The organism is Nocardia terpenica, assembly GCF_013186535.1.
Lineage (GTDB): Bacteria > Actinomycetota > Actinomycetes > Mycobacteriales > Mycobacteriaceae > Nocardia > Nocardia terpenica.
In genome coordinates this window covers 1,357,404-1,379,225 of sequence record NZ_JABMCZ010000003.1, presented here as the reverse complement: position 1 = coordinate 1,379,225, position 21,822 = coordinate 1,357,404, and the positions used below count along the sequence as shown (strand labels likewise).

General features: G+C 69.8%; 18 protein-coding genes. 6 read left to right on the top strand and 12 right to left on the bottom strand.

What is annotated here, in order from left to right; genetic code table 11:
- Nucleotides 1-31: 31 nt before the first annotated feature.
- Both HPY32_RS27950 and HPY32_RS27945 read right to left on the bottom strand, forming a co-directional pair.
- Nucleotides 32-691: a DUF6875 domain-containing protein gene (locus HPY32_RS27950; protein WP_231951264.1), complete on the bottom strand. Its 660-nt coding sequence runs from the start codon at nt 689-691 to the stop codon at nt 32-34.
- Between the two features lie 50 nt (nt 692-741).
- The gene (locus HPY32_RS27945) at nt 742-4,818 is read right to left on the bottom strand and encodes a non-ribosomal peptide synthetase (protein WP_082870450.1); all 4,077 of its coding nucleotides are present in this window, start codon (nt 4,816-4,818) and stop codon (nt 742-744) included.
- Between the two features lie 186 nt (nt 4,819-5,004).
- On the opposite strand from HPY32_RS27945, the gene HPY32_RS27940 reads away from it, so the two are divergent.
- Nucleotides 5,005-5,697, top strand: coding sequence for a flavin reductase family protein (locus HPY32_RS27940; RefSeq protein WP_231951263.1), 693 nt, complete (start codon nt 5,005-5,007; stop codon nt 5,695-5,697).
- A gap of 530 nt (nt 5,698-6,227) precedes the next feature.
- On the opposite strand, the gene HPY32_RS27935 is transcribed toward HPY32_RS27940, so the two are convergent.
- Nucleotides 6,228-7,085 carry a helix-turn-helix transcriptional regulator gene (locus tag HPY32_RS27935; protein WP_067577223.1) on the bottom strand — a complete coding sequence of 286 codons (858 nt, stop codon included), beginning with the start codon at nt 7,083-7,085 and terminating at the stop codon, nt 6,228-6,230.
- A 120-nt stretch (nt 7,086-7,205) separates the two neighbouring features.
- On the opposite strand from HPY32_RS27935, the gene HPY32_RS27930 reads away from it, so the two are divergent.
- Together HPY32_RS27930 and HPY32_RS27925 are read left to right on the top strand one after the other, a co-directional pair.
- Entirely contained in the window at nt 7,206-8,270 is a 1,065-nt protein-coding gene (locus tag HPY32_RS27930; RefSeq protein ID WP_067577221.1) for an aldo/keto reductase, read from the top strand.
- 72 nt (nt 8,271-8,342) lie between these two features.
- Nucleotides 8,343-8,543 carry a hypothetical protein gene (locus tag HPY32_RS27925; RefSeq protein WP_067577219.1) on the top strand — a complete coding sequence of 67 codons (201 nt, stop codon included), beginning with the start codon at nt 8,343-8,345 and terminating at the stop codon, nt 8,541-8,543.
- 34 nt (nt 8,544-8,577) lie between these two features.
- On the opposite strand, the gene HPY32_RS27920 is transcribed toward HPY32_RS27925, so the two are convergent.
- From HPY32_RS27920 to HPY32_RS27895, 6 genes are all read right to left on the bottom strand, one after another.
- Nucleotides 8,578-8,745: a hypothetical protein gene (locus HPY32_RS27920; RefSeq protein WP_156673770.1), complete on the bottom strand. Its 168-nt coding sequence runs from the start codon at nt 8,743-8,745 to the stop codon at nt 8,578-8,580.
- Between the two features lie 46 nt (nt 8,746-8,791).
- Nucleotides 8,792-9,502 carry a sirohydrochlorin chelatase gene (locus HPY32_RS27915; RefSeq protein WP_067577217.1) on the bottom strand — a complete coding sequence of 237 codons (711 nt, stop codon included), beginning with the start codon at nt 9,500-9,502 and terminating at the stop codon, nt 8,792-8,794.
- Nucleotides 9,499-10,719, bottom strand: coding sequence for a uroporphyrinogen-III synthase (locus HPY32_RS27910; RefSeq protein ID WP_171983076.1), 1,221 nt, complete (start codon nt 10,717-10,719; stop codon nt 9,499-9,501). Before HPY32_RS27910 ends, HPY32_RS27915 begins: the two co-directional genes overlap by 4 nt.
- The gene (gene nirD / locus HPY32_RS27905; RefSeq protein WP_067577215.1) at nt 10,716-11,111 is read right to left on the bottom strand and encodes a nitrite reductase small subunit NirD; all 396 of its coding nucleotides are present in this window, start codon (nt 11,109-11,111) and stop codon (nt 10,716-10,718) included. Before nirD ends, HPY32_RS27910 begins: the two co-directional genes overlap by 4 nt.
- 66 nt (nt 11,112-11,177) lie before the next feature.
- Entirely contained in the window at nt 11,178-13,709 is a 2,532-nt protein-coding gene (gene nirB, locus HPY32_RS27900; protein ID WP_269456462.1) for a nitrite reductase large subunit NirB, read from the bottom strand.
- Nucleotides 13,710-13,849: 140 nt separating this feature from the next.
- Nucleotides 13,850-15,001 (bottom strand): CynX/NimT family MFS transporter, encoded by a 1,152-nt coding sequence (locus HPY32_RS27895; RefSeq protein WP_231951511.1) that lies wholly within the window; start codon nt 14,999-15,001, stop codon nt 13,850-13,852.
- Nucleotides 15,002-15,155: 154 nt separating this feature from the next.
- Here HPY32_RS27895 and HPY32_RS27890 point away from each other — a divergent pair, with 154 nt between their 5' ends.
- Both HPY32_RS27890 and HPY32_RS27885 read left to right on the top strand, forming a co-directional pair.
- Nucleotides 15,156-15,824, top strand: coding sequence for a FadR/GntR family transcriptional regulator (locus HPY32_RS27890; RefSeq protein WP_067584139.1), 669 nt, complete (start codon nt 15,156-15,158; stop codon nt 15,822-15,824).
- A gap of 161 nt (nt 15,825-15,985) precedes the next feature.
- The gene (locus HPY32_RS27885; protein WP_067577211.1) at nt 15,986-17,461 is read left to right on the top strand and encodes an MFS transporter; all 1,476 of its coding nucleotides are present in this window, start codon (nt 15,986-15,988) and stop codon (nt 17,459-17,461) included.
- 62 nt (nt 17,462-17,523) lie between these two features.
- Here HPY32_RS27885 and HPY32_RS27880 read toward each other — a convergent pair whose 3' ends face one another.
- The 3 genes from HPY32_RS27880 to HPY32_RS27870 form a co-directional block, all read right to left on the bottom strand.
- Nucleotides 17,524-18,375 (bottom strand): TIGR02569 family protein, encoded by an 852-nt coding sequence (locus HPY32_RS27880; RefSeq protein WP_067577209.1) that lies wholly within the window; start codon nt 18,373-18,375, stop codon nt 17,524-17,526.
- Between the two features lie 47 nt (nt 18,376-18,422).
- Nucleotides 18,423-19,607, bottom strand: a complete 1,185-nt coding sequence (moeZ, locus tag HPY32_RS27875) for an adenylyltransferase/sulfurtransferase MoeZ (protein WP_067577208.1) — start codon at nt 19,605-19,607, stop codon at nt 18,423-18,425.
- Nucleotides 19,608-19,731: 124 nt separating this feature from the next.
- On the bottom strand, nt 19,732-20,841 hold the full coding sequence (locus HPY32_RS27870) for a DUF3152 domain-containing protein (protein WP_082870447.1): 1,110 nt from the start codon (nt 20,839-20,841) through the stop codon (nt 19,732-19,734).
- A gap of 291 nt (nt 20,842-21,132) precedes the next feature.
- Here HPY32_RS27870 and fasR point away from each other — a divergent pair, with 291 nt between their 5' ends.
- Nucleotides 21,133-21,795, top strand: a complete 663-nt coding sequence (fasR, locus tag HPY32_RS27865; RefSeq protein ID WP_067577205.1) for an HTH-type transcriptional activator FasR — start codon at nt 21,133-21,135, stop codon at nt 21,793-21,795.
- Nucleotides 21,796-21,822 lie beyond the last annotated feature (27 nt).

Here is a 21,822-nt window from a genome sequence, read left to right as displayed (position 1 = left end):
TCCCACCATTGCGGCGCCGAGACCGGGGTTGTCATGTGGCGTGTTCCCCGGTGGAATGCGCTCGCAGCGCGGTGATCTCGCCGACCGCGGGACCGTCCATCCGCATCCGCTCGGCTATCGCCCAGCGCAGCCTGCTGGGGAGGGCCGGGGCGACCTGGGTGAAATAGGCGTAGAGCCAATCGGTCCGGGCGACCAGGAATGGGAAGTCGGTGCTCATCATCTTGCGCAGCACCAGCATCGGGACCGGCGCGTCCAGGGGGCGGAAGTCGCGGTTCCACAGGCCGGGGACCGGGCAGCCGGGGTAGAACTGGCCGATCATGAGGCCGTGGGTCACCGCCTCGGTCTTGCGGGACCGGTGCACGGTGTCGATCAGGTCGCAGCGGGTGAGGCCCGGGAACAGGGTCACCAGCGTCACGCTGCGCAATTCCGAGGGGTTTTCCGCGCGCAGATCGGCGTAGACGGCGAACGCGTCGTCCACGATGCGCTGCAGCGCCGGGATGGTCAGCTCGTCGCCGCCCGGCGCCAGCCCGGCCCAGAAGGTCCGGCGGACGATGCTGTGCCGCACGAACGGGCAGACCGGGCCGTCGCGGCCGAGATCGGGGTGCGGGGCCATCAGATGCTCGTCCACCCAGCGCGTCAGGCGATCGGCCGCGGGGTGCTCGCGCTCCCAGGCGCGCCGGTCGCGGTACACATCCGTCCACCGAACGCCGGTTCGCGCACCGGTTCTCGTCGCGGCCGGTGTCATCGCACCGCTTCCAGGTGCGCGGCCAGGACGGGACCGATGACGGCGACCACGTCGGAATTGGTGAGCTGGGCGTGGGTGGCGTCGACGGGGTGTTCGACCAGTTCCCCGGTGACGTAGGGCCGCCACAGGTCCGCGCCGAAGGACTCGGTCACCCCGCGGGTGGCGGAGAAGTACAGCAGGTCGCCGTCGAAGCGGCCGGGTCGGTAGCCGTGCGACAGGCGGACGCCGTCGGCGTAGCCGCGGTGCAGGCGGGTCAGCTGGTCGGCGGTCAGGCCGGTGCCGAACGATGCTCCGGCGGCGGCCAATTCGGCCGCGGCCTGCTCGGCGGTGAGGTCGGCGAGGGCGTCGGCGTCCTCGGGTTCGTCGCCGAGCAGGTGGGTGAGCAGGTCGCGCATGCGCGGGGTCGGGGGCGGCGGCATGTCCTCCGGGAACACCACGCTGTCCAGCATGGCCAACACCGCTACCGCACAGCCGCGTTCGCGCAACCGGACGGCGATGGCGTGCGCGATCTGCCCGCCCAGCGACCAGCCCAGCAGGTGGTAGGGGCCGTCCGGCTGCCGCCGAAGGATCTCCGCCACATAGCCTTCGGCGAGTTCGTCGATGGTGGCCCGGGGCCGCCCCGTCACGGCCTGCAGGCCCAGCACGGGCCGGTCGGTGATGTAGCGGGCCAGGCCGGAGTAGCACCAGGCCAGCGGGACCGCGGAATGCACACAGAACAGCGGTGGTTCGGCGCCGCCGCGGCGCAGCGTCAGCAGGACGCCGAGCGCGTCGTCGGCGCCGGTGCCGTCGTCGTGGGCAATGCGGTCGGCCAGTTCGCGCACGGTCGGCGCGGTGTAGAGCCAGCGCACGGTGACCGGGCGGCCGGTGGCGACGGCGAGATCGGCCGACAGCGGCACGCCCAGCAGGGAATTGCCGCCGAGCTCGAAGAAGTCGTCGTCCAGGCCGACCCGGGCGGCCCCGGTCGCGGCGGCGAACCGCTCGGCGATGGTGCGCTGCAACGCCGTTTCGGGGGCGCGATAGGGCCGCTCCGCGAAAGCCGGTGCGGGCAGCGCGGATCGATCGACCTTGCCGTGCGCGGTGACGGGCAACCGATCCAGCGCGATCAACTGCGCCGGTACCAGCGCGGCGGGCAAGGCATCCCGCAGCCGACGAACGAGATCGGCGGTGTCGAGCGGAGTGTCGTCCGCGGCCACCACATAGCCGATGAGACGGGGACCGGATGCCGGGTGATCCATGCCGACCACCGCCTGCGCGATCTCCGGCAGCGCGACCAGGGCCGCCTCCACCTCGGCGGGCTCCACCCGCCGCCCGCGCACACTCACCTGATCGTCCGCGCGGCCGAGAAACTCCAGCATGCCATCCACCTCGGCCCGCACCAGATCGCCGGTGCGATACAGCCGTTCGCCTATGACGTCCGACTTGCTCGTCACCCCGAAGGGGTTGGCCACGAAGCGTTCCGCGGTGGTGACGGGATGGCCGAGGTAGCCCACGGCCAAGGCGGGGCCGCCGATATAAAGCTCACCGCGGGCACCGGGCGGGACCAGGCGCAGGTGGGGGTCGAGAACCAGCGTGTAAATGCCGGGCAGGGCGCGGCCGATCGGGGCGAGGGCGCCCGGGGTCAGGGCTTCGGATTGGGTTGCCATGACGGTGGTTTCGGTGGGGCCGTAGCCGTTGAACAGGCGCAGCGCCGGGGCCCAGCGGCGGGCGAGGTCGGCCGGGCATGCCTCGCCGCCCACCACCGCCACCCGCAGGGCGGGCACGTCTTCGGGTGCGAGGGTGGCCAATACGGCCGGGGTGGTGAGGAAGTGGGTGATCTCGGCGTCGGTCAGCAGTCGTCGGAGCGCCGCGCCCGCGACCACGTCCGGGGGCGCGACCACCAGTCGGGCCCCGGCGGCGAAGGCGGCGAGCAGCTCCAGTAGATGGGCGTCGAAGGAGGAGGCGTGCGCGTGCAGAACGCGCGAATCACGGTCGACGGCATAGCGTTCGACAATGTGGTCGGTGAGCGGGCCGAGGCCGCGATGGGTGACGGCCACGCCCTTCGGGGTTCCGGTGGTGCCGGAGGTGTAGATCAGGTAGGCGGGGTGATCGGGGCGCAGGGTGCGGCGCCGGTCGTCGTCCCCGATCGGATCGCTCGGCCGTCGACGGACCCGCTCGGCCGTCGACGGGTCATCCAGCACCAGCCAGGCCACCTCGGCGGGCAGATCGGGGCGATGGGCCGCGATTGTCATGCCCAGTCGCGCACCGGAATCCGAGGCCAGCGCGGCCAGGCGGCGCGCCGGATCGGCCGGGTCGACCGGAACGAACGCGGCCCCGGCTTTCGCCACCGCCCACAGCGCCAGGACGGACTCGGCCGAGCGCGGGATGGCCAGGAGGACGAAAGTTCCCGGGCCTGCGCCTGATTCGATCAACTCGCGGGCCCAACGGGAGGAGTCTTCGTCGAGTTGGCGGTAGATCCAGGTGCGGTCGCCGTCCTGAAGGGCTATCGCCTCCGCCGACGGCCCGACACTGGTGATTCCGGCGTGCTTTTGGCCGGAATCCATCGGTGAGATTCCGGCCAAAAGCATGCCGGAATCATGAGGGGTTGGAGTGTTGGATTGACGAATCAGGCTGGCGCGCAATAAATCCGGTAGCAGCCGATCCGTGCGTACCGGCGCGACGGTCGGCACCACAATCGGCGGGTCCAGTTCCCGAACGACCTGCTCCGCATCGGCGGCGAGGAATCGCTCGAGGTAGTCCAGGAACCGCTCGTGATGCCAGGCCAGGGTCGCTTGCGAGTACAGCGCCGGATTGGCCTGCATATCAATGCTTATCGACCCCTCCTCCGCGCCCAGCTGGTAGCCGTTGAGCAGCAGGTCTTCGACGGGGCCGAGGGCCAGCAGCCGCACCTGCGCGGTCGACCGGCCCAGGCGCAGCGGCTCGATGAAGCCGAGGACGTTCACCACCGGCCCGAATCCGCCCCGCGCCACATGGCTTTCGCCCCGGTCGCGCTGCATATCCTCGTAGCGGTAGCGCTGGTGCCGCAGCGCCCCCACCACCCGCGCCCGGACCTGCTCGACCGCGGCCCGCACCGTGCCGCCCCGAATCCCGGTGGCTCGCAACGGAACCACGTTCGACAGCGACCCCGCCGAGCGTCGCAGCGCCGCGGACGGCCGGGCCGCCACCGGCAGCGTCAGCACCACCTCGTCGGACCCGGTCACGGCCGCCAGATAGCACGCGAAGGCGGCCACGGTCAATTCCGGAAACGTGGCTCCCGTCCGGCCGCGCGCCGCCGCGAACAGCCGGGCGGTGCGCGCCGACACGAATCCCTCCACCCGATGCGGCATCGCCGCCGGGGCGGCCCGCCGACCCGCGAACCCGTCGGTCTGCCCCACCTCGCGCAGCTGCTCGCGCCAATACTCCCGATCCGCCCGCATCCGCGTCGAATCCTGGTACGCGCGTTCGTCTTCCAGTAGTTCGGCAATCGACAGGGGTCGCGCCGACGATCGCACGCCCAGCCGGGAGACCATCGAACCGGCTCGAAAGCCGTTCCCGGCTCCGTCGGTTTCCGTTGCGGCGGTGGCCGATTCGAGATACAGCTCGGCCGTGCGCCGCAGTACCGAGGCCGCTCCCACTCCGTCGAGCACGATGTGGTGACTACGGAGGTAGAGCAGGTGATGTTCGGCAGCGACGCGGTACAGGGCGGCGGTGGTGAGGCGATCGGTCAGCAGGTCGAGCGGGGAACCGTGGTCGGCGGCCATGGCTTTCGAGGCCGTTCCCACCGGATCGGGCCGGTCGCGGAGGTCTTCGTAGCGCAGCGGTCCGAAGGCGTTGGGGTCCAGGAACTGCCGGGGGCGGCCGTCCACCAGGCGAAAGCGCACCCAGGGCGACTGCAGCTCGCGCGCCGCCCGCTCGGCACACGCCTCGAGCACGGGCACCTCGAGCGGCCCGAGCAGATCCAGGTACAACGCAACGGTATTGGGCACCTCGGGATACAGCTGCTGGGCCACCCACCACCGCACTTGCGCACCGGACAGCGGATGATCGACGGCATCCGCGCCCGTGTCCGGCACGGCACGGTCCTGCGCTCGCGTCACCGGGCCTCCTCATATCCCGAGAGCATCCACTGGAACCACTGCAAAGTATCCCAGCAAACCTACGGCATGAGGCACGGAAAGGCCGGTAACGCCGGGCATATGTCGAGGGTAAAGCCGTGCGCCGGGCGAGAATGCCCTGTCCGGATACCGCCAGCCCCGGCGGAGCGGACATTGCAGGCTTGGCCTGTGACTGCGACGACGATGACTCACACCGGAATCGAGCCCAATATCTTGTACTTCGGCACGCCGGTCGTGCTGATCTCCACGGTGAACGAGGACGGAAGCGCCAATCTGGCGCCGATGTCCTCCGCGTTCTGGCTGGGGTGGCGCGCCGTCCTCGGCATGGGGACGAAGTCGAAGACGGTGCAGAACCTGCTGCGGACCGGGGAATGCGTGTTGAACCTGCCCTCGGACGAGCTCGTCCCGGCCGTCGATCGGCTCGCCCTGACCACGGGGTCGAATCCGGTTTCCGCCCGCAAGGCCGAGCGCGGATACCGTTACGAGCCCGATAAATTCGGCACCGCGGGCCTGACACCCGTTGCGTCGGAAACGGTTTCGCCGCCGCGGGTCGCCGAGTGCCCGGTCACCATGGAGGCGGTGGTCAGCATCGTCCACCCGCTGGCCGCCGACGACCCACAGCAGACCGGCAACGTGTCCGTGATCGAGGCCCGCATCCAGCGGGTGCACGTGCACGACACCATCCGAATGGCCGGAACCACCGACCGCATCGACCCCGACGCCTGGCGCCCCCTCATCATGAGCTTCCAACAGTTCTACGCCCTAGGCCCCCGCGCCCACAGCTCCCGCCTGTCCACCATCTCCGAAACCTTCTACCGCTCCCCCGACCTCACCCGCGCCCGCCACACCCCAACCCGATAACCGAGCCAACAACCCACCGCCACCCAGCGCACCTCCAGCAATCACTACCTGGGCACGCGTCCGACATTCAATACCCGGCGCGCGTCCGACAATGATTGCCCCAGCGCACCTCCGTCAATCACTGCCCCGGCACGCGTCCGACATTCATTGCCTCAGCGCGCGTCTGACAATGATTGCCCCAGCACCCCCGCAATCATCGCCCAAACGCGCCCGACATTCACAGCCCCGGCGCGCGTCTGACAATGATTGCCCGGCGCGCGCCCAACAATCATTACCCAGCGCGTCCAACAATGATTGCCCCGGCGCCTCCGGCACTCATTGCCCCGGCGTCCCCGACACTCATTACCCGGCGTCCCCGACACTCATTGCCCCGGCGCTCCCGGCACCCATTGCCCCGGCACTCCCGGCACCCATTGCCCCGGCGCTCCCGACACTCATTGCCCCGGCGCTCCCGACACTCATTGCCCCGGCACTCCCGGCACTCATTGCCCCGGCGCTCCCGGCACTCATTGCCCCGGCGCTCCCGGCACTCATTGCCCCGGCGTGCTTTTGGCCGGGGCCGCCAGAACATCCAGTGCCGCTTGTGATTCTGCGTCGGCGGCGCGGTAGATGATCAAGCGGTGGTCCGGGTCCTGCAGGGGCATCAGGACCTCGAAGTTCACGGTTAGCAGGCCCGCCTCGGGGTGGCGCATGGATTTGCGGCCGCGGCCGTTGACCTTGACGTCGCGCTTGGCCCACAGGCGCGCGAATTCCTCGCTCTGCGAGGTGAATTGCTCGATGAGGTCGGCGAGGGCGTGGTCGTCGGGGTGGGCGGCCCAGGCGGCGCGCAGGTCGGCGATGCCCTCGCGGACGATGGTCTCGCGGTCGACGTAGAAATCCTCCGGCATGCCCGGGTACAGCAGGCACAGCCACATCGTGTTGCGCTGGGCGGGCGGCAGGGTGTCGAAGTCGACCAGCAGCCGCGCCATCTCCGGATTCCAGGCCAGGATGTCGTAGCGGTGGTTGACCAGCATCGCGGGCAGCGGGGACAGGTCGGCGACCAGCAGGCCCAGCGCCGGGGCCGCGGTGGTCGACGGCTTGCCGACGGTCGGCGGGCGCTGCTGGGCCAGGTCGAACAGGTACACGCGCTCGTCGGAGTCCAGGCGCAACGTGCGGGCCAGCGCCTCCAGCACCTCCGGCGAGGGCCGCAGGCCGCGGCCCTGCTCCAGCCGCACGATGTAGTCGGTGCTGACCCCGGCCAGCTCGGCGACCTCCTCGCGGCGCAGGCCCGGGGTCCGGCGGGCCTGCCTGCGCTCGGGCAGGCCGAAATCGCGCGGATCCAGTCGTTCCCGCCGGGCGCGCAGGAAAGCGGCCAATTCCTGTGTCGCGTCCACAGTGCCAGTTCTCACCCATCCGATGGTACGGCTGGGTGGGACCGGAATTCCTAGGCAATCCCTTCCCTTACCCCCTGTCCGTGATCGGCACAGACTGATTTTCGACCACGGATCCACCAAACGCAGGAGAATACGATGTCTCTCACTCTCGACACCTACCGGCTGCTGGGCCGCTCCGGTCTGCGGGTCTCCCCGCTGGCACTGGGCACGATGACCTTCGGGGCCGACTGGGGCTGGGGCGCCGACACCGACGACGCCCGCAAGCTGTTCGACGTGTATGTCGAGCGCGGCGGCAATTTCATCGATACCGCCAGCGTCTACACCAATGGCAGCTCCGAACGGCTGCTGGGCGAATTCACCCGGGACAATCGTGAAAGCCTGGTATTGGCAACCAAATACGCGATGCTGCGCCGTCCCGGCGACCCCAATGCGGGCGGCAACGGCCGCAAGAGCATGGTCACCTCGGTGGACAACAGCCTGCGGCAGCTGAACACCGACTACATCGACCTGCTGTACGTGCACGTCTGGGATTCCACGACCCCGGTCGAGGAGGTGCTGCGCGGCCTGGACGACCTGGTCCGCCGGGGCAAGGTGCTGTACGTGGCCATCTCGGACACCCCGGCGTGGCAGGTGTCGCGCATGCAGACCATTGCCGACCTGCGCGGCTGGTCGCCGCTGGTGGCACTGCAGGTCGAGTACAGCCTGATCGAGCGCACGGTGGAGCGGGATCTGATCCCGATGGCCCGGGAACTGGGCCTGGGCGTCATCCCGTGGTCGCCGCTGGCCAGCGGCGTGCTGACCGGTAAGTACAGCCGGGCCGACCTGGCCGAGGCGGCCGTCGGATCGCCCGAGGGCACCCGCAAGAACGTGGCCCTCGCTCAGGGCTCGCTCACCGAGCGGGGGCTGGCCATCGCGGACGTCGTGAAGCAGGTCGCCGCCGACCTCGGCCGGACCCCCTCGCAGGTCGCCCTCGCCTGGACGCTGCGCAACCCCGGTGTCACGGCCCCGATCATCGGCGCCCGCACCGTGGCCCAGCTGGAGGACAATCTCGGCGCCCTGGACGTCGAATTCGATGCCACCCACCTGGCCCGCCTCGACCAGGCCAGCGCCATCGAGCTCGGCTTCCCGCACGATATGCTCGCCCGCGACATGACCCGCTCGGTCATCAGCGGAGACCTGAAGCTGGAACCGCGCCGCTGATCCCGGCGGCAACGGAATTGGGGGCACGGACGGATTCCCGTCCGCGCCCCCGATCGTGCGAGGATCATCGACATGATTGCTCGGAAGTTCATCACCGGCGGATTCCTCTGTGCCGCTTCGATTCTCATTGCCGCCCCGGCCGCGCAGGCGGATACGGGCGACATCGCGACCGGCGCGATCGCGAGCGGCAGCTCGCAGGTCAACCTGGGCTGCATCCTGAGCTCGCTGTCGGGCAGCCGGACCGCCGACTGCTACCCGGTTCCGGTCGGCTGAATCGCCTACCGCACAACGAATCTCGCGAGACTGCTCACTCGTCGGAGTCGGGTGGCCGAGGGTGTGGATGCTCCGTCTCCGCGACGGAGTCCCCTCGGGGGATCACATCGATCTGCACCGATCCCATTCGCACCGAGCGCAGGACCAATACGCAGATGACCAGCCCGGCGAGAATCAGAACGAGCAGCGCGATCCCAGACACTCCGTGTCGAACCTCCTTGTTCCCGGTGTGTCTCCAGTCTAGCTCGTTACGCCGCCGCCTCCAGCGCGCCGACGGCCCGCCGGTACCGCTCGACCAGTAGCCGGACCACCAGGGGATGGGTGCCGAGCGGCCCGGTGACGCCGTCGGCGCCCGATTCGCGCAAACGCTCGTGAAACAGGCCGTGCGCCAGCAGATACGAGGCGACGAAGACCCGCGCCGCACCCGATTCCCGCAGCGCGGCAACCACTTCCGGAACCCGCGGTGACCCGGTCGCGATATAGGCGACCGGCGTCGCCCGGCCCACCTGCTCCCCCAGCATCCGCGCCGCACTCCGGACATCGTGGCGCGCACGGGCGTCGGACGACCCCGCCGCGGCGAACACCACCGCATCGCCCGGCTGCCAACCCTCCTCACACAATCGCATCCCCAGCACCCGCGCCAGCAGCGGATCCGGCCCCATCGCGGCCGTCACCGCCACCGCGGGATGTCCACTCTCGGCCACCTCCCGCGGCACGTCCTGATAGACGTGATAGCCCGACGCCAGGAATGCGGGGACGACTACGGCGGGGCGATCTCCCAAGTCGCGCAGCACTTCTGCGGGCGAGGGGCCCAATACGTCCACGAAGGCGGTGTGCACCGGTACGCCGGTTCCGGACGAAAGTTGCTGGGCGACAGCATTACTCAGCGTCTCGATCATCTGGACGCCGCGGGCGCTCCTGGTCCCGTGGGCTACCAGGACCAGGGCGGGCGGGTTCACCACACGCCCGCCATGGGGGCGGGGCGGGGCGGGCGGGTGGACTCCTCGGGGCCGATCGGCGGGCGGGGGTTGTTGTCGATGCATTCGGCGGGGTCCATGGCCAGGCGGTAGCCGCGTTTGACCACGGTTTGGATGACCTTCGGGGTGCCGAGGGCGGCGCGCAGGCGGGCGATGCCGGTTTCCACGGCGTGGGTGTCGTCGCCGCCACCGGGCAGCGCGGACAGCAGGGCCTCGCGGGAGACGACGCGGCCGGGCTGGCGGGCCAGGGCGCGCATCAGCGCCATGGGGGCGGGCGCCAGCTGGCAGACGCGGCCGTCGACCACCACGCAGGATCCGCGCACGCTCAGCATGTGCCCGGCGGCGTGAATCCGGTTGGCGCGCCGGGGAAGTTCCTCGGCGACGTGCCGGGCCAGGGCACCGAGCCGCGCCCGCGCGGGCATGGTGGTCGACACCCCGAGCTCCTCCAGCGGCGCGGCGGTGATGGGACCGACGCAGGCCGCCACCACCCGGGTGCGAAAGGCGTGCAGCACCCCCTCCAGCAGGCCGGTTTCCTTGGCGCGCATGAGCATCGACGCCACCGCGGGCGCGCTGGTGAAGGTCACGCAGTCCAGCGCGGAGGTGATGACGGCCTCGATCAGCCGATCCATCGGCGCCGAATCCTCCGGTGGCAGCCAGCGATACACCGGAACCGGCACGACATCGGCTCCGGCGCAGCGCAATACCTCGCAGAAGTCGGGGACCGGCTCCCACTCGGTGGTGGCGCCGTGCAGCTGCACCGCGATCCGCATGCCCTCCACGCCCTCGGCCAGCAGATGATCGAGCACCTCGGCCGAGGACTCCGAGGCGGGCGACCACTCCTCGCGCAGTTCGGCGGCGCGGATGGCGCCCTTGGCCTTCGGGCCGCGGGCCAGCAGCCGGGTCGAGTCCAGCGTCGCCCGCAGATCCTCGGCCAGGCCCCAGCCCTCCGCCGCCTCCATCCAGCCGCGGAAGCCGATGCCGGTGGTGGCGACGGTGACCCGCGGCGGGTCGGCGATCAATTCCCGGGTGACACGCGCCAATTCGGTGTCGTCGGCCAGCGGGATGATCCGAATGGCCGGGGCGGCAAGGATTGTCGCGCCGCGACGGCTCAGCAGAGTGGCCAGTTCGTCGGCGCGGCGGGCGGCGGTGATGCCGACCGTGAAGCCGTCCAGCACCCCGGCCGGCTCGGTCTCGGTCATGACCGGGCCGCGGCGGTGCGGATCGGCTCGTCGGACACCAGCACGATGCCCTCGACCACCCGCACCCCGTACACCGGCAGCCGCACCCCCGCGTCGTCGAAGCAGTGCCCGTCCAGCAGCGAGAAGGTCTGCTTCAGCAGCGGCGAGGCCACCGTGGGCACCCCGGCTCGATCGCCGACGATGCCGCGCGACATCACCGCCGCCAGCCCGAACGGGTCGATATTGCCGACGGCGTACAGCGTCCCGTCGGGCAGCAGGAACAGCGCGGCCTGGCGACCGCTGTCCAGCAGGACCGCCACGCCGCGGCCGGGAATCAGATAGTCCATCGGGCAGGCCGAGGTCCAGCCGGTGCTGCTGACCTGGGCAATGCCGGGTCGATCGATCACGGTCATCGGTCACTCTCCTCCGAACGCGCTTAGCTATTGGTACCGAGGTCCTGTTTCCACACGGTTACGCGCCTATTTCCCGGGCGTGGATGTGACGGGGATCTCGGGCATCCCCAGCAGCACCGGCACCTTGCGCTCCCCGCTGTCGTCGAAGGAGATGGTCGGGTCGGTCTGCTCGGGGGCGTTGACGAAGGAGACGAAGCGCGACAGCTTGGCAGGGTCGTCGAGCACCGCCGCCCACTCGTCCCGGTACCCGGCCACGTGCCGGGCCATCGCGGCCTCCAGTTCGGCGGCGATGCCGAGGCTGTCCTCGCACACCACCCGCCGCACGTACTCGATGCCGCCCTCGAGCGACTCCTGCCACGGCGCGGTGCGCTGCAACCGGTCCGCGGTGCGGATGTAGAACATCAGGTAGCGGTCGATGTAGCGGATCAGCGTCTCATCGTCGAGGTCACCGGCCAGCAGCACCGCGTGCTTGGGCGAGAGCCCGCCGTTGCCGCCCACGTAGAGGTTCCAACCCTGTTCGGTCGCAATGACTCCCACGTCCTTGCCGCGCGCCTCCGCGCATTCGCGGGCGCAGCCGGAGACGGCCAGCTTCAGCTTGTGCGGCGAGCGCAGCCCGCGGTACCGCTTCTCCAGCAGCACCGCCATGGCGACCGAATCCTGTTGCCCGTAGCGGCACCACGTGGATCCGACGCAGCTCTTCACCGTGCGCAGCGCCTTGCCGTAGGCGTGCCCGGACTCCATGCCGACGTCGACCAGCCGCTGCCAGATCCGCGGCAGCTGCTCCACCCGGGCGCCGAACAGGTCGATGCGCTGACCGCCGGTCACCTTCACATAGAGCCCGAAATCCTGTGCGATGCGGCCGATCTCGATGAGCTGCTCGGGCGTGACCTCGCCGCCGGGCATGCGCGGCACCACCGAGTAGGTGCCGTTCTTCTGCAGATTGGCCAGGAAGTGATCGTTGGTGTCCTGCAGCGCGGCCTGCTCGCCGTCGAGAATGTGGTCGCTCGAGGTCGAGGCCAGGATGGAGGCGACCGCGGGTTTGCAGATGTCGCAACCCATTCCGGTGCCGTGGCGGGCGATCAGCTCGGAGAACCGGCGGATGCCGGTGGACTGCACGATGTGGAACAGCTCCTGACGCGACTGCGGGAAGTGCTCGCACAGCGCCGTGGACAGCTCCACGCCCGACTGCTCGAGCAGCTTCTTGAGCATGGGAACGCAACCGCCGCAGGAGGTTCCGGCCGCGGTCGCGTTCTTGATGCCCGCGATGTCGCACGCGCCCGCCGCGATGGCCCCGCAGATCGCGCCCTTGGACACGTTGTTGCAGGAGCAGATCTGGGCCTCGTCGGGCAGCGCGTCGGCCCCGAGTTCCGCCCCGGCGGGGGAGATCAGCGCCGCCGGTTCGGCGGGCAGGGCGCTGCCGACCAGCGGCCGCAGCGCGGCGTACTGCGCGGCGTCGCCGACCAGGATGCCGCCCAGCAGGGTCTGGGCATCGTCGGAGACCACGAGCTTGGCGTAGGTGCCCTTGGCGGCGTCGTGCAGCACCACCGACAGCGCGCCCTCGGTGACGCCGTGCGCGTCGCCGAAGCTGGCGACGTCCACGCCCAGCAGCTTCAGCTTGGTCGACAGGTCCGCGCCCGGGAATTCGCCACTGCCGCCGAGCAATCGGTCCGCCACGATCTCGGCGGTGGTGTAGCCGGGCGCGACCAGTCCGTAGCAGGTGCCCTGCACCGCGGCCACCTCGCCGACGGCGTAGATGTCGGGATCGGAGGTTCGCAGGCCCAGGTCGGTGACCACGCCGCCGCGCGCGCCGATCTGGAGCCCGGCTTCCCGGGCGAGTTCGTCGCGCGGCCGGATACCGGCCGAGAACACCACCAGCGAGGCGTCGATCACCGAGTCGTCGGACAGCGAAACACGGAGGCCCGCACCGTTTTCCGCCGGTTCGACCGAGGAGGTGCCGACCCCGGTGTGCACGTGCAGGCCCAGCTCGGTGACCAGCTGCTCCAGGATGGCGCCGCCGCCCTCGTCCACCTGCACCGGCATCAGCCGCGGCGCGAACTCGACCACGTGCGGCGTCATGCCCATGAGCCGCAACGCGTTCGCCGCCTCCAGCCCGAGCAGGCCGCCGCCGACCACCACGCCGACCGCGCCGGGACCGGCCGCCGCGGCCGCGTCGCGGATGCCGTCGAGATCCTCGATGGTGCGGTACACGAAGCATTCCGGCCGATCGTGGCCGGGCACCGGCGGCACGAACGCGTACGAGCCGGTCGCGAGCACGACCGCGTCGTAGGCGATCACGGTGCCGTCGGAGGCGGTGACCTTGCGGGCCGCGCGGTCGAGGGCCTCGGCGCGCACGCCCAAGCGCAGCTGCACCAGGTCGTCGCCCGCGTACTCGTTGCCGGGCAGGGCGAGCGCCCGCGCGTCCCAGCTGCCCACATACGACGACAGCCCGACGCGGTCGTAGGCGGCCCGCGGCTCCTCGCCCAGCACGATCACCTGCCAGCGGCCGTCGGTGTCGCGCGCCCGCAGCGCCTCGACGAACCGATGACCGACCATGCCGTGGCCGATCACGACCACGGTCCTGCGCGCAGCGGCATTCACGCTGGAGCCTCCTGACTTTCCGGTTGGCCCCACGGTAGGAAACGGGTATTGCGGCGATGCTGCGCGACATCACCGCGGCGTCAACGGTTGCTCACGGGCCGGAACGAGGAGGCGTGAGCAACCTGCCGCGGCTGGCGGACTTACTTCCAGGTGTCCTCGAGCACCCGCGGCTTGCAGGCCTGCCAGGCGCCCACCAGCAGCACGACCACGGCGATGCCGAGCAGGGCGAAGGGGGAGCCCCAGCCGCCGTCGATGCTGTGCAGGACGCCGAACAGGAGGGGGCCGACGCAGGCGACGGTGTAGCCGAGGCCCTGGGTGAAGCCGGACAGGGCGGCCGAGCCGACCTGGGTGCGGGTGCGCAGGTTGATCAGGGTCAGCGCCATCGGGAAGGTGCTCGGGCCCAGGCCCAGCAGCAGCACCCACAGCCACGGCGCGGCCATCGGCGCGCTCAGCAGCCCGATGAACGCCGCGATATACGCGACGGCACAACCGATCACGATCGGGAACGGATTGCGCACCTTCGCCGTGATCGTCGGCGCGGTGAACGCGGCGGCCAGGCCGATGAACGAGAACACGCCGACCATGGTGCCGCCGAACGCCGCGCTGGCCCCGGCGTCGACGAAGATCTTGGGCAGCCAGGTGAACATGGCGTAGGTGATGAGCGAGGTCATGCCGAACATGCCCGCCATGCCCCAGGCCAGCGGGGAGCGCCACACCCTGCCGTCGGCCTCGTGCGGGTCCGCGGGCAGCGCGGTCTTGTCGGCCTCGTCGTGGCCGCGACGGTCGCGCAGCACGCCGATCCACGGCACCGCGGCCGCCAAGGGGAACAGCGCCCACAGCCCCAGCGAGATCCGCCAGCCGTGCGAATCGGCCACCGGCACCGCGATCAGCGCCGGGACCACCGTGCCGATCTGCACCATCGTGATGTACACCGAGCTCAGCACCGCCAGCCGGTCGGCGAAGTACCGCTTGACCAGCGGCGGGATCACCACATTGCCGATGCCCATGCCGGACAGCGCCAGCGCGGAGAACACCAGCAGCTCCCAGGTATCGGGCATGACGGCGCGCAATGCCTGCCCGGCACCGGCCATCAGCATCGCGATCAGCACGGTGCGCTCCAGGCCGAACCGGCCCACCAGGATCGGGGTCAGCACGCCCGCGAGCGCGAACATCGCGGTCGGGATCATGCCGAAGACGCCGACGATGGCGGTGGAATAGCCGACGTCGTGGCCGATCCGCTCGGCGAGCGGGGTGAACGCGGTCACCGCGAGCCGCAGCGTGAACGCCGACATGACGATCGCGGCGAGCACCAGCAGCCGCCCACCCAACAGGGCACGGCGGCGGTCGACACTACTGTTCGTCTGCTCAACGGTTACTGGCACCGCGAAATCATAGGATGATTGGATGATGGGAGGCAAGTCATGTGACGCGGGGTACTCTATGGGCGTGCAACCCGTCCGCCGCACCAGCCTCATCGCCCAGGTGACCGATCAGCTGCGTGCCGAAATCCGTTCCGGCCGTTGGGCCGTCGGCTCCCGAATCCCCACCGAACCGGAGCTGACCGAACTCACCGGCACCGGCCGCAACACCGTCCGCGAGGCGGTGCAGGCCCTCGTCCATGCCGGGATGCTGGAGCGCCGTCAGGGCTCGGGCACCTACGTGACCGCGATTTCGGACCTAGGCGGCACGCTGGCCAAGTATTTCGCCGACGCCCAGCAGCGCGACGTGCTGGAGCTGCGCCAGGCCCTCGACACCACCGCCGCGCGCCTGGCCGCCCAGCGGCGCGACGAGTCCGACATCGCCACCCTGCTGCGCCTGCTGGAGGAGCGCAGGCAGGCGTGGGACGAGGAGAACACCGCCCCCATCGACGCCGATGTGGAACTGCACCGGGCCATCGTCGTGGCCAGTCACAACGCCGTGTACCTGGAATTCTACGATTCCCTGCTGCCCGTGATCGAGCAGGGAATCCGCACCCACACAGCCAAATCCGGTGATTCCTTCCACGCCGAGCATGCCGAACTGGTGCACGCGATCATCGACGGCGACCCCGAGCGCGCGGCCCGCGCGGCCAAATGCTTTCTGAGTTCACTGATCGCGGAATACCCGGACTACTGACGGACCTCACCGCCCTGCCCTCTCCCGGGTGAGTGAGATTTGGTCGTCATGCCACGCGGGCGTAACGACCGATTCCTACGCTCCTACCGACCGCAGGGACGATGGGGATCGGTTGCTCGTCGTCTGCTCGGTCGGTCGTACCCAGCCTCGAGAGGACTTCGATGACCACCGATGCCGTGGCCGCCTCCGCGGACACCTTCAGCTATTCCCGGCGGGGACGTTGGCTCGACCGCTGGGAGCCGGACAACGAGACATTCTGGGAGAACGGCGGGCGGCAGACCGCGCGCAAGAACCTGGGCCTGTCCGTCTTCGCCGAGAATCTGGGCTTCAGCATCTGGGTGCTGTGGGCCAGCGTGGTCACCGCCATGGGCTCGGCGGGATTCGAATTCCTGGACGGGCTCGGCAAGGGAAATCCGGTGGCCGTGGGCAATTCGCTGCTGCTCACCTCCACCCCCACACTGGTCGGTGCGGCGCTGCGCATTCCGTACACCTTCGCCATTCCGAAATTCGGCGGCCGGGCCTTCACGGTGTTCAGCGCGGGCATGTTGCTGGTGCCGACGGTGGGCCTGGCGTATTTCGTGAACCGGCCCGGCACACCGTTCTGGGTTTTCCTGGTGCTGGCCGCGCTGGCGGGTGTCGGCGGCGGTAACTTCTCGTCCTCGATGGCCAATATCAACTTCTTCTTCCCCGAGGGGAAAAAGGGTGCGGCCCTGGGCATCAACGCCGCCGGCGGTAACCTCGGCGTCGCCCAGACCCAGCTGTTCGTGCCGCTGATCATCACCCTCGGCACGCACATCATGGCCAAGGACGCGGCCGGCTACCGATTCGGCATCACGCTCGCGGTGCTGATGTGGATTCCGTTCATCCTGGTCGCCATGGCCGCCGCGCTGCGCTATATGGACTCGATCACGGGCGCCAGGGCCGACGGCAGCTCCTACCGGCTGGCGCTGACCAACCGGCACACCTGGATCATGTCGGTGCTCTACGTCGGCACCTTCGGCTCGTTCATCGGGTTCTCCTTCGCCTTCCCGACGCTGATCAAATCGAACTTCCCGGACCTGGCGAAGATCGGCTGGATGAGCACCCTCGGCAATCTGGCCTTCCTGGGCGCGTTCGTGGGCTCGCTGAGCCGCCCGTTCGGCGGCTGGATCGCCGACCGGCTGTCCGGGGCGCGCATCACCGTCGGCGTCTTCGGCGGCATGGCGGTGGCGACGGCGTTGATCGTGGCGTCGCTGTCGGCGAAGAGCTTTCCGCTGTACCTGATTTCGTTCCTGCTGCTGTTCGTGCTGACCGGCATCGGCAACGGCTCGACCTACCGGATGATCCCCTCGATCTTCGGCGCGCAGGCGCGGCGGCGGGCCAGCGAGGCGGGCCGGGATCCGGAGGAGGCGGCGATGGCGGCCAAGCGCCAGGGCGGCGCGGCGATCGGTGTCGTCGGCGCGATCGGCGCGGCGGGCGGATGGGTGCTGCAGCAGGCGCTGCGCGAGTCCACACTGCACTTTCACGGCAGCATGGCCCCTGCCTTCTGGGCCTACGCGGCGGCATTCCTGGTGATGGGCGGGGTGACCTGGTGGTTCTACCTGCGGACATCGTTCGCGGTGGATCGGGTGCCTTCGTTGGCTTATGCGAATGTCTAGTTCCCGGCCAAAAGCACGCCGGGAACAAGAGATTGGGGCATGCCGGGAACTGGGATGACGGGCTAGAGGAGTAATCGGATCCGGTCGGCCGTGCGGGCCAGGCCGGGGAAGGCCTCCGGGGTGGATCGCGGGTGCAGGGCGTGCACCGCGAGGCGGAACATGACCGCCCGCACCAGCATCTGCGGCCACTCCGGCAGGTCCGACCAGCGCTCCAGTAAACCGTCGTCGGCGCCGCCCCACGCGAGCGCGTCGACGACGATCACCCCCGCCGCCCACGGTGCGGGCCGCCAGTACGGGGTGAGGTCGGTCAGGCCGGGCGTGTAGGCGCCGGAGAACAGCACCGTGCCGAACAGATCGCCGTGCACCAGCTGCGCCGGTGTCTGCACGGGTTTACGCAAAGTGGCCAGCTGCGTGAGCATTTCGAGGCTGCGCTGCCCGTCCGGCGACTCGACCGGGAGCATGCCGCCGATCTTCAGGCTGCGCAGCGGCACCGGCTCCCACGCGGCGCGATCGGCCGCGACGAACACGTCCACGTCCACCCACGGCGCGATGGGCTGCTGGGCCAGAAACCGCGGCCGCTCCAGCCGCGCGGTGGCCCGATGCAGCCGAATCGAGACCGAAACCACCTCGTCGTGCCGGGGTTCGGGGGTTCCCTCCACGAATGTGTCGGCGCGCCAACCGGATACGACGTAACGCCCGTCCGTGGCGCGCACCGGGCGGGCCAGCCGCAAACCGTCCACCTGTAGTGTCTCGCGCACCTTGGCCGACCAGGCGGCTCGCGCATGATCGGCGACCGGGCTGAGCACCACATCACCGCACCGCCAGCCGCCGTCCCAATCGCCCAGCGCGACCGGGGTCACTTCGCGAAGACCGAACGTGGCCCGCACGTGCTCCGGAGGTTCCACACTAGTCACGGCCGTACGGTACTCCGGGTGCCCTGCCCGCCCCCGACGCCGCGCCGTCAGTACACCGGCAGCGAGGGGTCGACCTGCTTGGCCCAGGCCAGAATTCCGCCCTGCAGGTGCGTGGCGTCGGAGAAACCGGCCCGCTTCAGCGCGGCCAGCGCCTCGGCCGAGCGCACACCGGACTTGCAGTGCAGCACGATCGGCCGGTTCTGCGGCAGCTCGGCCAGCGCCTCGCCGGACAGGATGCGGTCCTTGGGAATCAGCGTCGCGCCCTCGATGCGGACGATGTCCCACTCCACCGGCTCGCGCACGTCGATGATCGCGACATCCTTGCCCGCGTCGAGCATCTCCTTCAGCTCGCGCGCGGTGACGGTGGACCCGGCGGCCGCGGCCTGCCCCTCCTCCGACACCACGCCGCAGAACGCCTCGTAGTCGATGAGCTCGGTGATGGGCTGCCGCTCCGGGTCGCGGCGCAGCTTGATGGTGCGGTAGTTCATGTCCAGGGCGTCGTAGACCATGAGGCGGCCCAGCAGCGACTCGCCGATGCCGGTGATCAGCTTGATCGCCTCGGTGACCATGACCGACCCGATCGACGCGCACAGCACGCCCAGCACGCCGCCCTCGGCGCAGGAGGGCACCATGCCCGGCGGCGGCGCCTCCGGGTACAGGTCGCGGTAGTTGATGCCGCGGCCGTCGGGGGCGTCCTCCCAGAACACCGACACCTGGCCCTCGAACCGGTAGATCGAGCCCCAGACGTACGGTTTGCCCGCCAGCACGGCGGCGTCGTTGACCAGGTAGCGGGTGGCGAAGTTGTCGGTGCCGTCGACGATCAGGTCGTACTCGGCGAACAGCTCGACCGCGTTCTCCGGCTCCAGGCGAATCTTGTGCAGCCGCACCGTGATTCCGGAATTGATCTCGAGGATCGACTCGCGCGCGCTGTCGGCCTTGGACCGGCCGATATCGGATTCGCCGTGGATGATCTGCCGCTGCAGATTGGAGGCGTCCACCTCGTCGAACTCCACGATGCCCAGCGTGCCGACCCCGGCCGCGGCCAGGTACAGCAGCGCCGGCGAGCCCAGCCCGCCCGCGCCGATCACCAGCACCTTGGCGTTTTTCAGGCGTTTCTGCCCGTCCATCCCGAGATCCGGGATGATCAGGTGCCGACTGTAGCGGGCGACCTCATCCTTGGTCAGCTCCGCGGCCGGTTCTACCAGTGGCGGCAGGGACTTTGCTGATGACACGTCCTCGGACTCCTCGAATCGACTTCGCCATGACACGCCTCGCGGCAACGCTGACCGGTGCAACACGACGAATCGGATCGTTCTTCCCCGCCCATCCTGCCCCAGTGGTGACCGGCGCGGATTCTCACCTCCGGGGATAGGGCCACGGATTGAACCGGCACTTCTTGCCGTCCATCGGAACCACGCCGTGCGGGTCGAGGGCGGCGATCTCGTTGTTGCGGGTGCCGAAGGTCTGCTGCATCATCACCGGCGCCAGGCCGCCGTCGGTCTCGCACGGCTGGTGCTCGTGGTAGCCGATGGCGTGCCCGACCTCGTGATTGATCTGGTACTGCCGATACGAGCCGATATCGCCCTCGAAGGCCAGCGCCCCGCGCACCCAGCGCACCTCCGACAGCACCACCCGGCCGAGATCGGAGTTGTAGCAGGAGGAGTCGATCGGGATCTCGAAACCGCAGGCGCCCTTGGTGGTCTGGCGCGAGGTGAGCGAGACGCGGAAGTCCGGATCGCCGGAATCGACGCGGCGGAAACCGAATCGGGGATCGTGGGTCCAGCTCTTCGGATTCGCGAGCGTGGCCTCCACCATCTTCGCCACCGAATCGTCACCGCCGATTCCCGAGGTGTCGATGCCGTTCTCGATCTCGACGGTATAGGTGAACATGTGCGCCTGGGCCGCGCCCACGGGCGCGGCGGTACCGGGCACCACATGCCAAGTGCCCATGCCGGTTTCGGCGAACGGACCGCCCTCGGGCAGCGCCCCGGTGGGCAGGTCGCCCGCGAATTTGCCGTCTCCCTTGGGCGGCGCGCCGATGATGCCCGCCCGGTCCGTGCGCTGGCTCAGCCGTCCCAGTCCGGGCACGCCCGACCCGGTCGAATCGCCACCCCCCTTGACCGCGTCCACGGCGACCAGCACGGTGATCACGAACAGCACCGGCAGCGCGTAGGCCCGCCAGCCGTAGGCGTGTACGAAGCGGCTCAGCGCGTTCCGCTTGCGGGTGTCCCGGTCCGGACGCGTCCGCGCGTCCGAGGCGGTCGGATCCCAGCTCGCCCGCAGCGGCTGATGCGATGCCACGCCGTCCCACCGGGCATCCTCGTCGTACAGGCCGAGCGGGTCGTACACTTCCACCTGCTGTTTGCCCTTGCGTTTCGACCCGGGGGCATTCGCTCGCGACGCGCCGGCGCCCACGGGGCGGCGCGAATCGCGCCCGTCGGTGGGTCTGCCCCGTTGGTCGGTCACGTACCTCAGCGTCTCACAACCGGTCCGGTGGCACTCCCGGACCTATCCTGAGCCGTAGGGGTTGCGAGATTTCTCACGGCTGTGCGAGATTTCTCACGACCGCCGGTTACTGACAGATTGCCAACAAGATGGCGGGGCGGTCCGCGTGCCCCTCGGGCAAAGTGCGCACGGACGCGGTGCGCCTCGGGCATAGTGGTCCGAGCGTCTGCACGCCACACGCTGTGCGAGTATCGTTCGACAGATACCCGTGCACGTCCTTATTACCGCCGGGAATCGATTGGGAGAACCGAAATGACTGACCTCGTGGACCGGATGACGTCCAATCGACTGTCGCCCGAGGCCATGGCACCGAGCAAGCGCGGAACTCGCCTGCCCCGCGACGCCCGCCGCGCCCAACTGCTCGCGGCGGCCAGCGAGGTCTTCGTGCTGCGCGGCTACCACGCGGCCGGCATGGACGAGATCTCGCAGTGCGCAGGAGTGTCCAAACCAGTTCTGTACCAGCACTTCTCGAGCAAACTCGAGCTGTACCTCGCGGTGCTGCAGAACTACAGCGACGTGCTGGTCTCCAGCGTGCGCCAGGCCCTGCGCTCCACCACCGACAACCGCCAGCGCGTCCGCGCGGCCGTGCAGGCGTACTTCGACTTCGTCGATCACGAGACCCAGGGCTTCCGCCTGGTTTTCGAGTCCGACCTGACCAGCGAGCCGCAGGTGCAGCGCCGGGTCGAGCAGGCCACCGAGGCGTGCGTGGACGCGGTCTTCGACCTCGTCGCCCACGACTCCGGCCTCGATCCCTACCGCGCCCGCATCCTGGCCGTGGGCCTGGTCGGCGCCAGCCAGATCACCGCCCGCTACTGGCTGGAGGCCGACCGCCCGATTCCGAAGGAAGAGGCAGTCGACACCACGGTCCAGCTGTGCTGGGGCGGCCTGTCCCACGTGCCGGTCCGCCAAGGCTGACGACCCCGACTCATTTGCCCGGTGCGT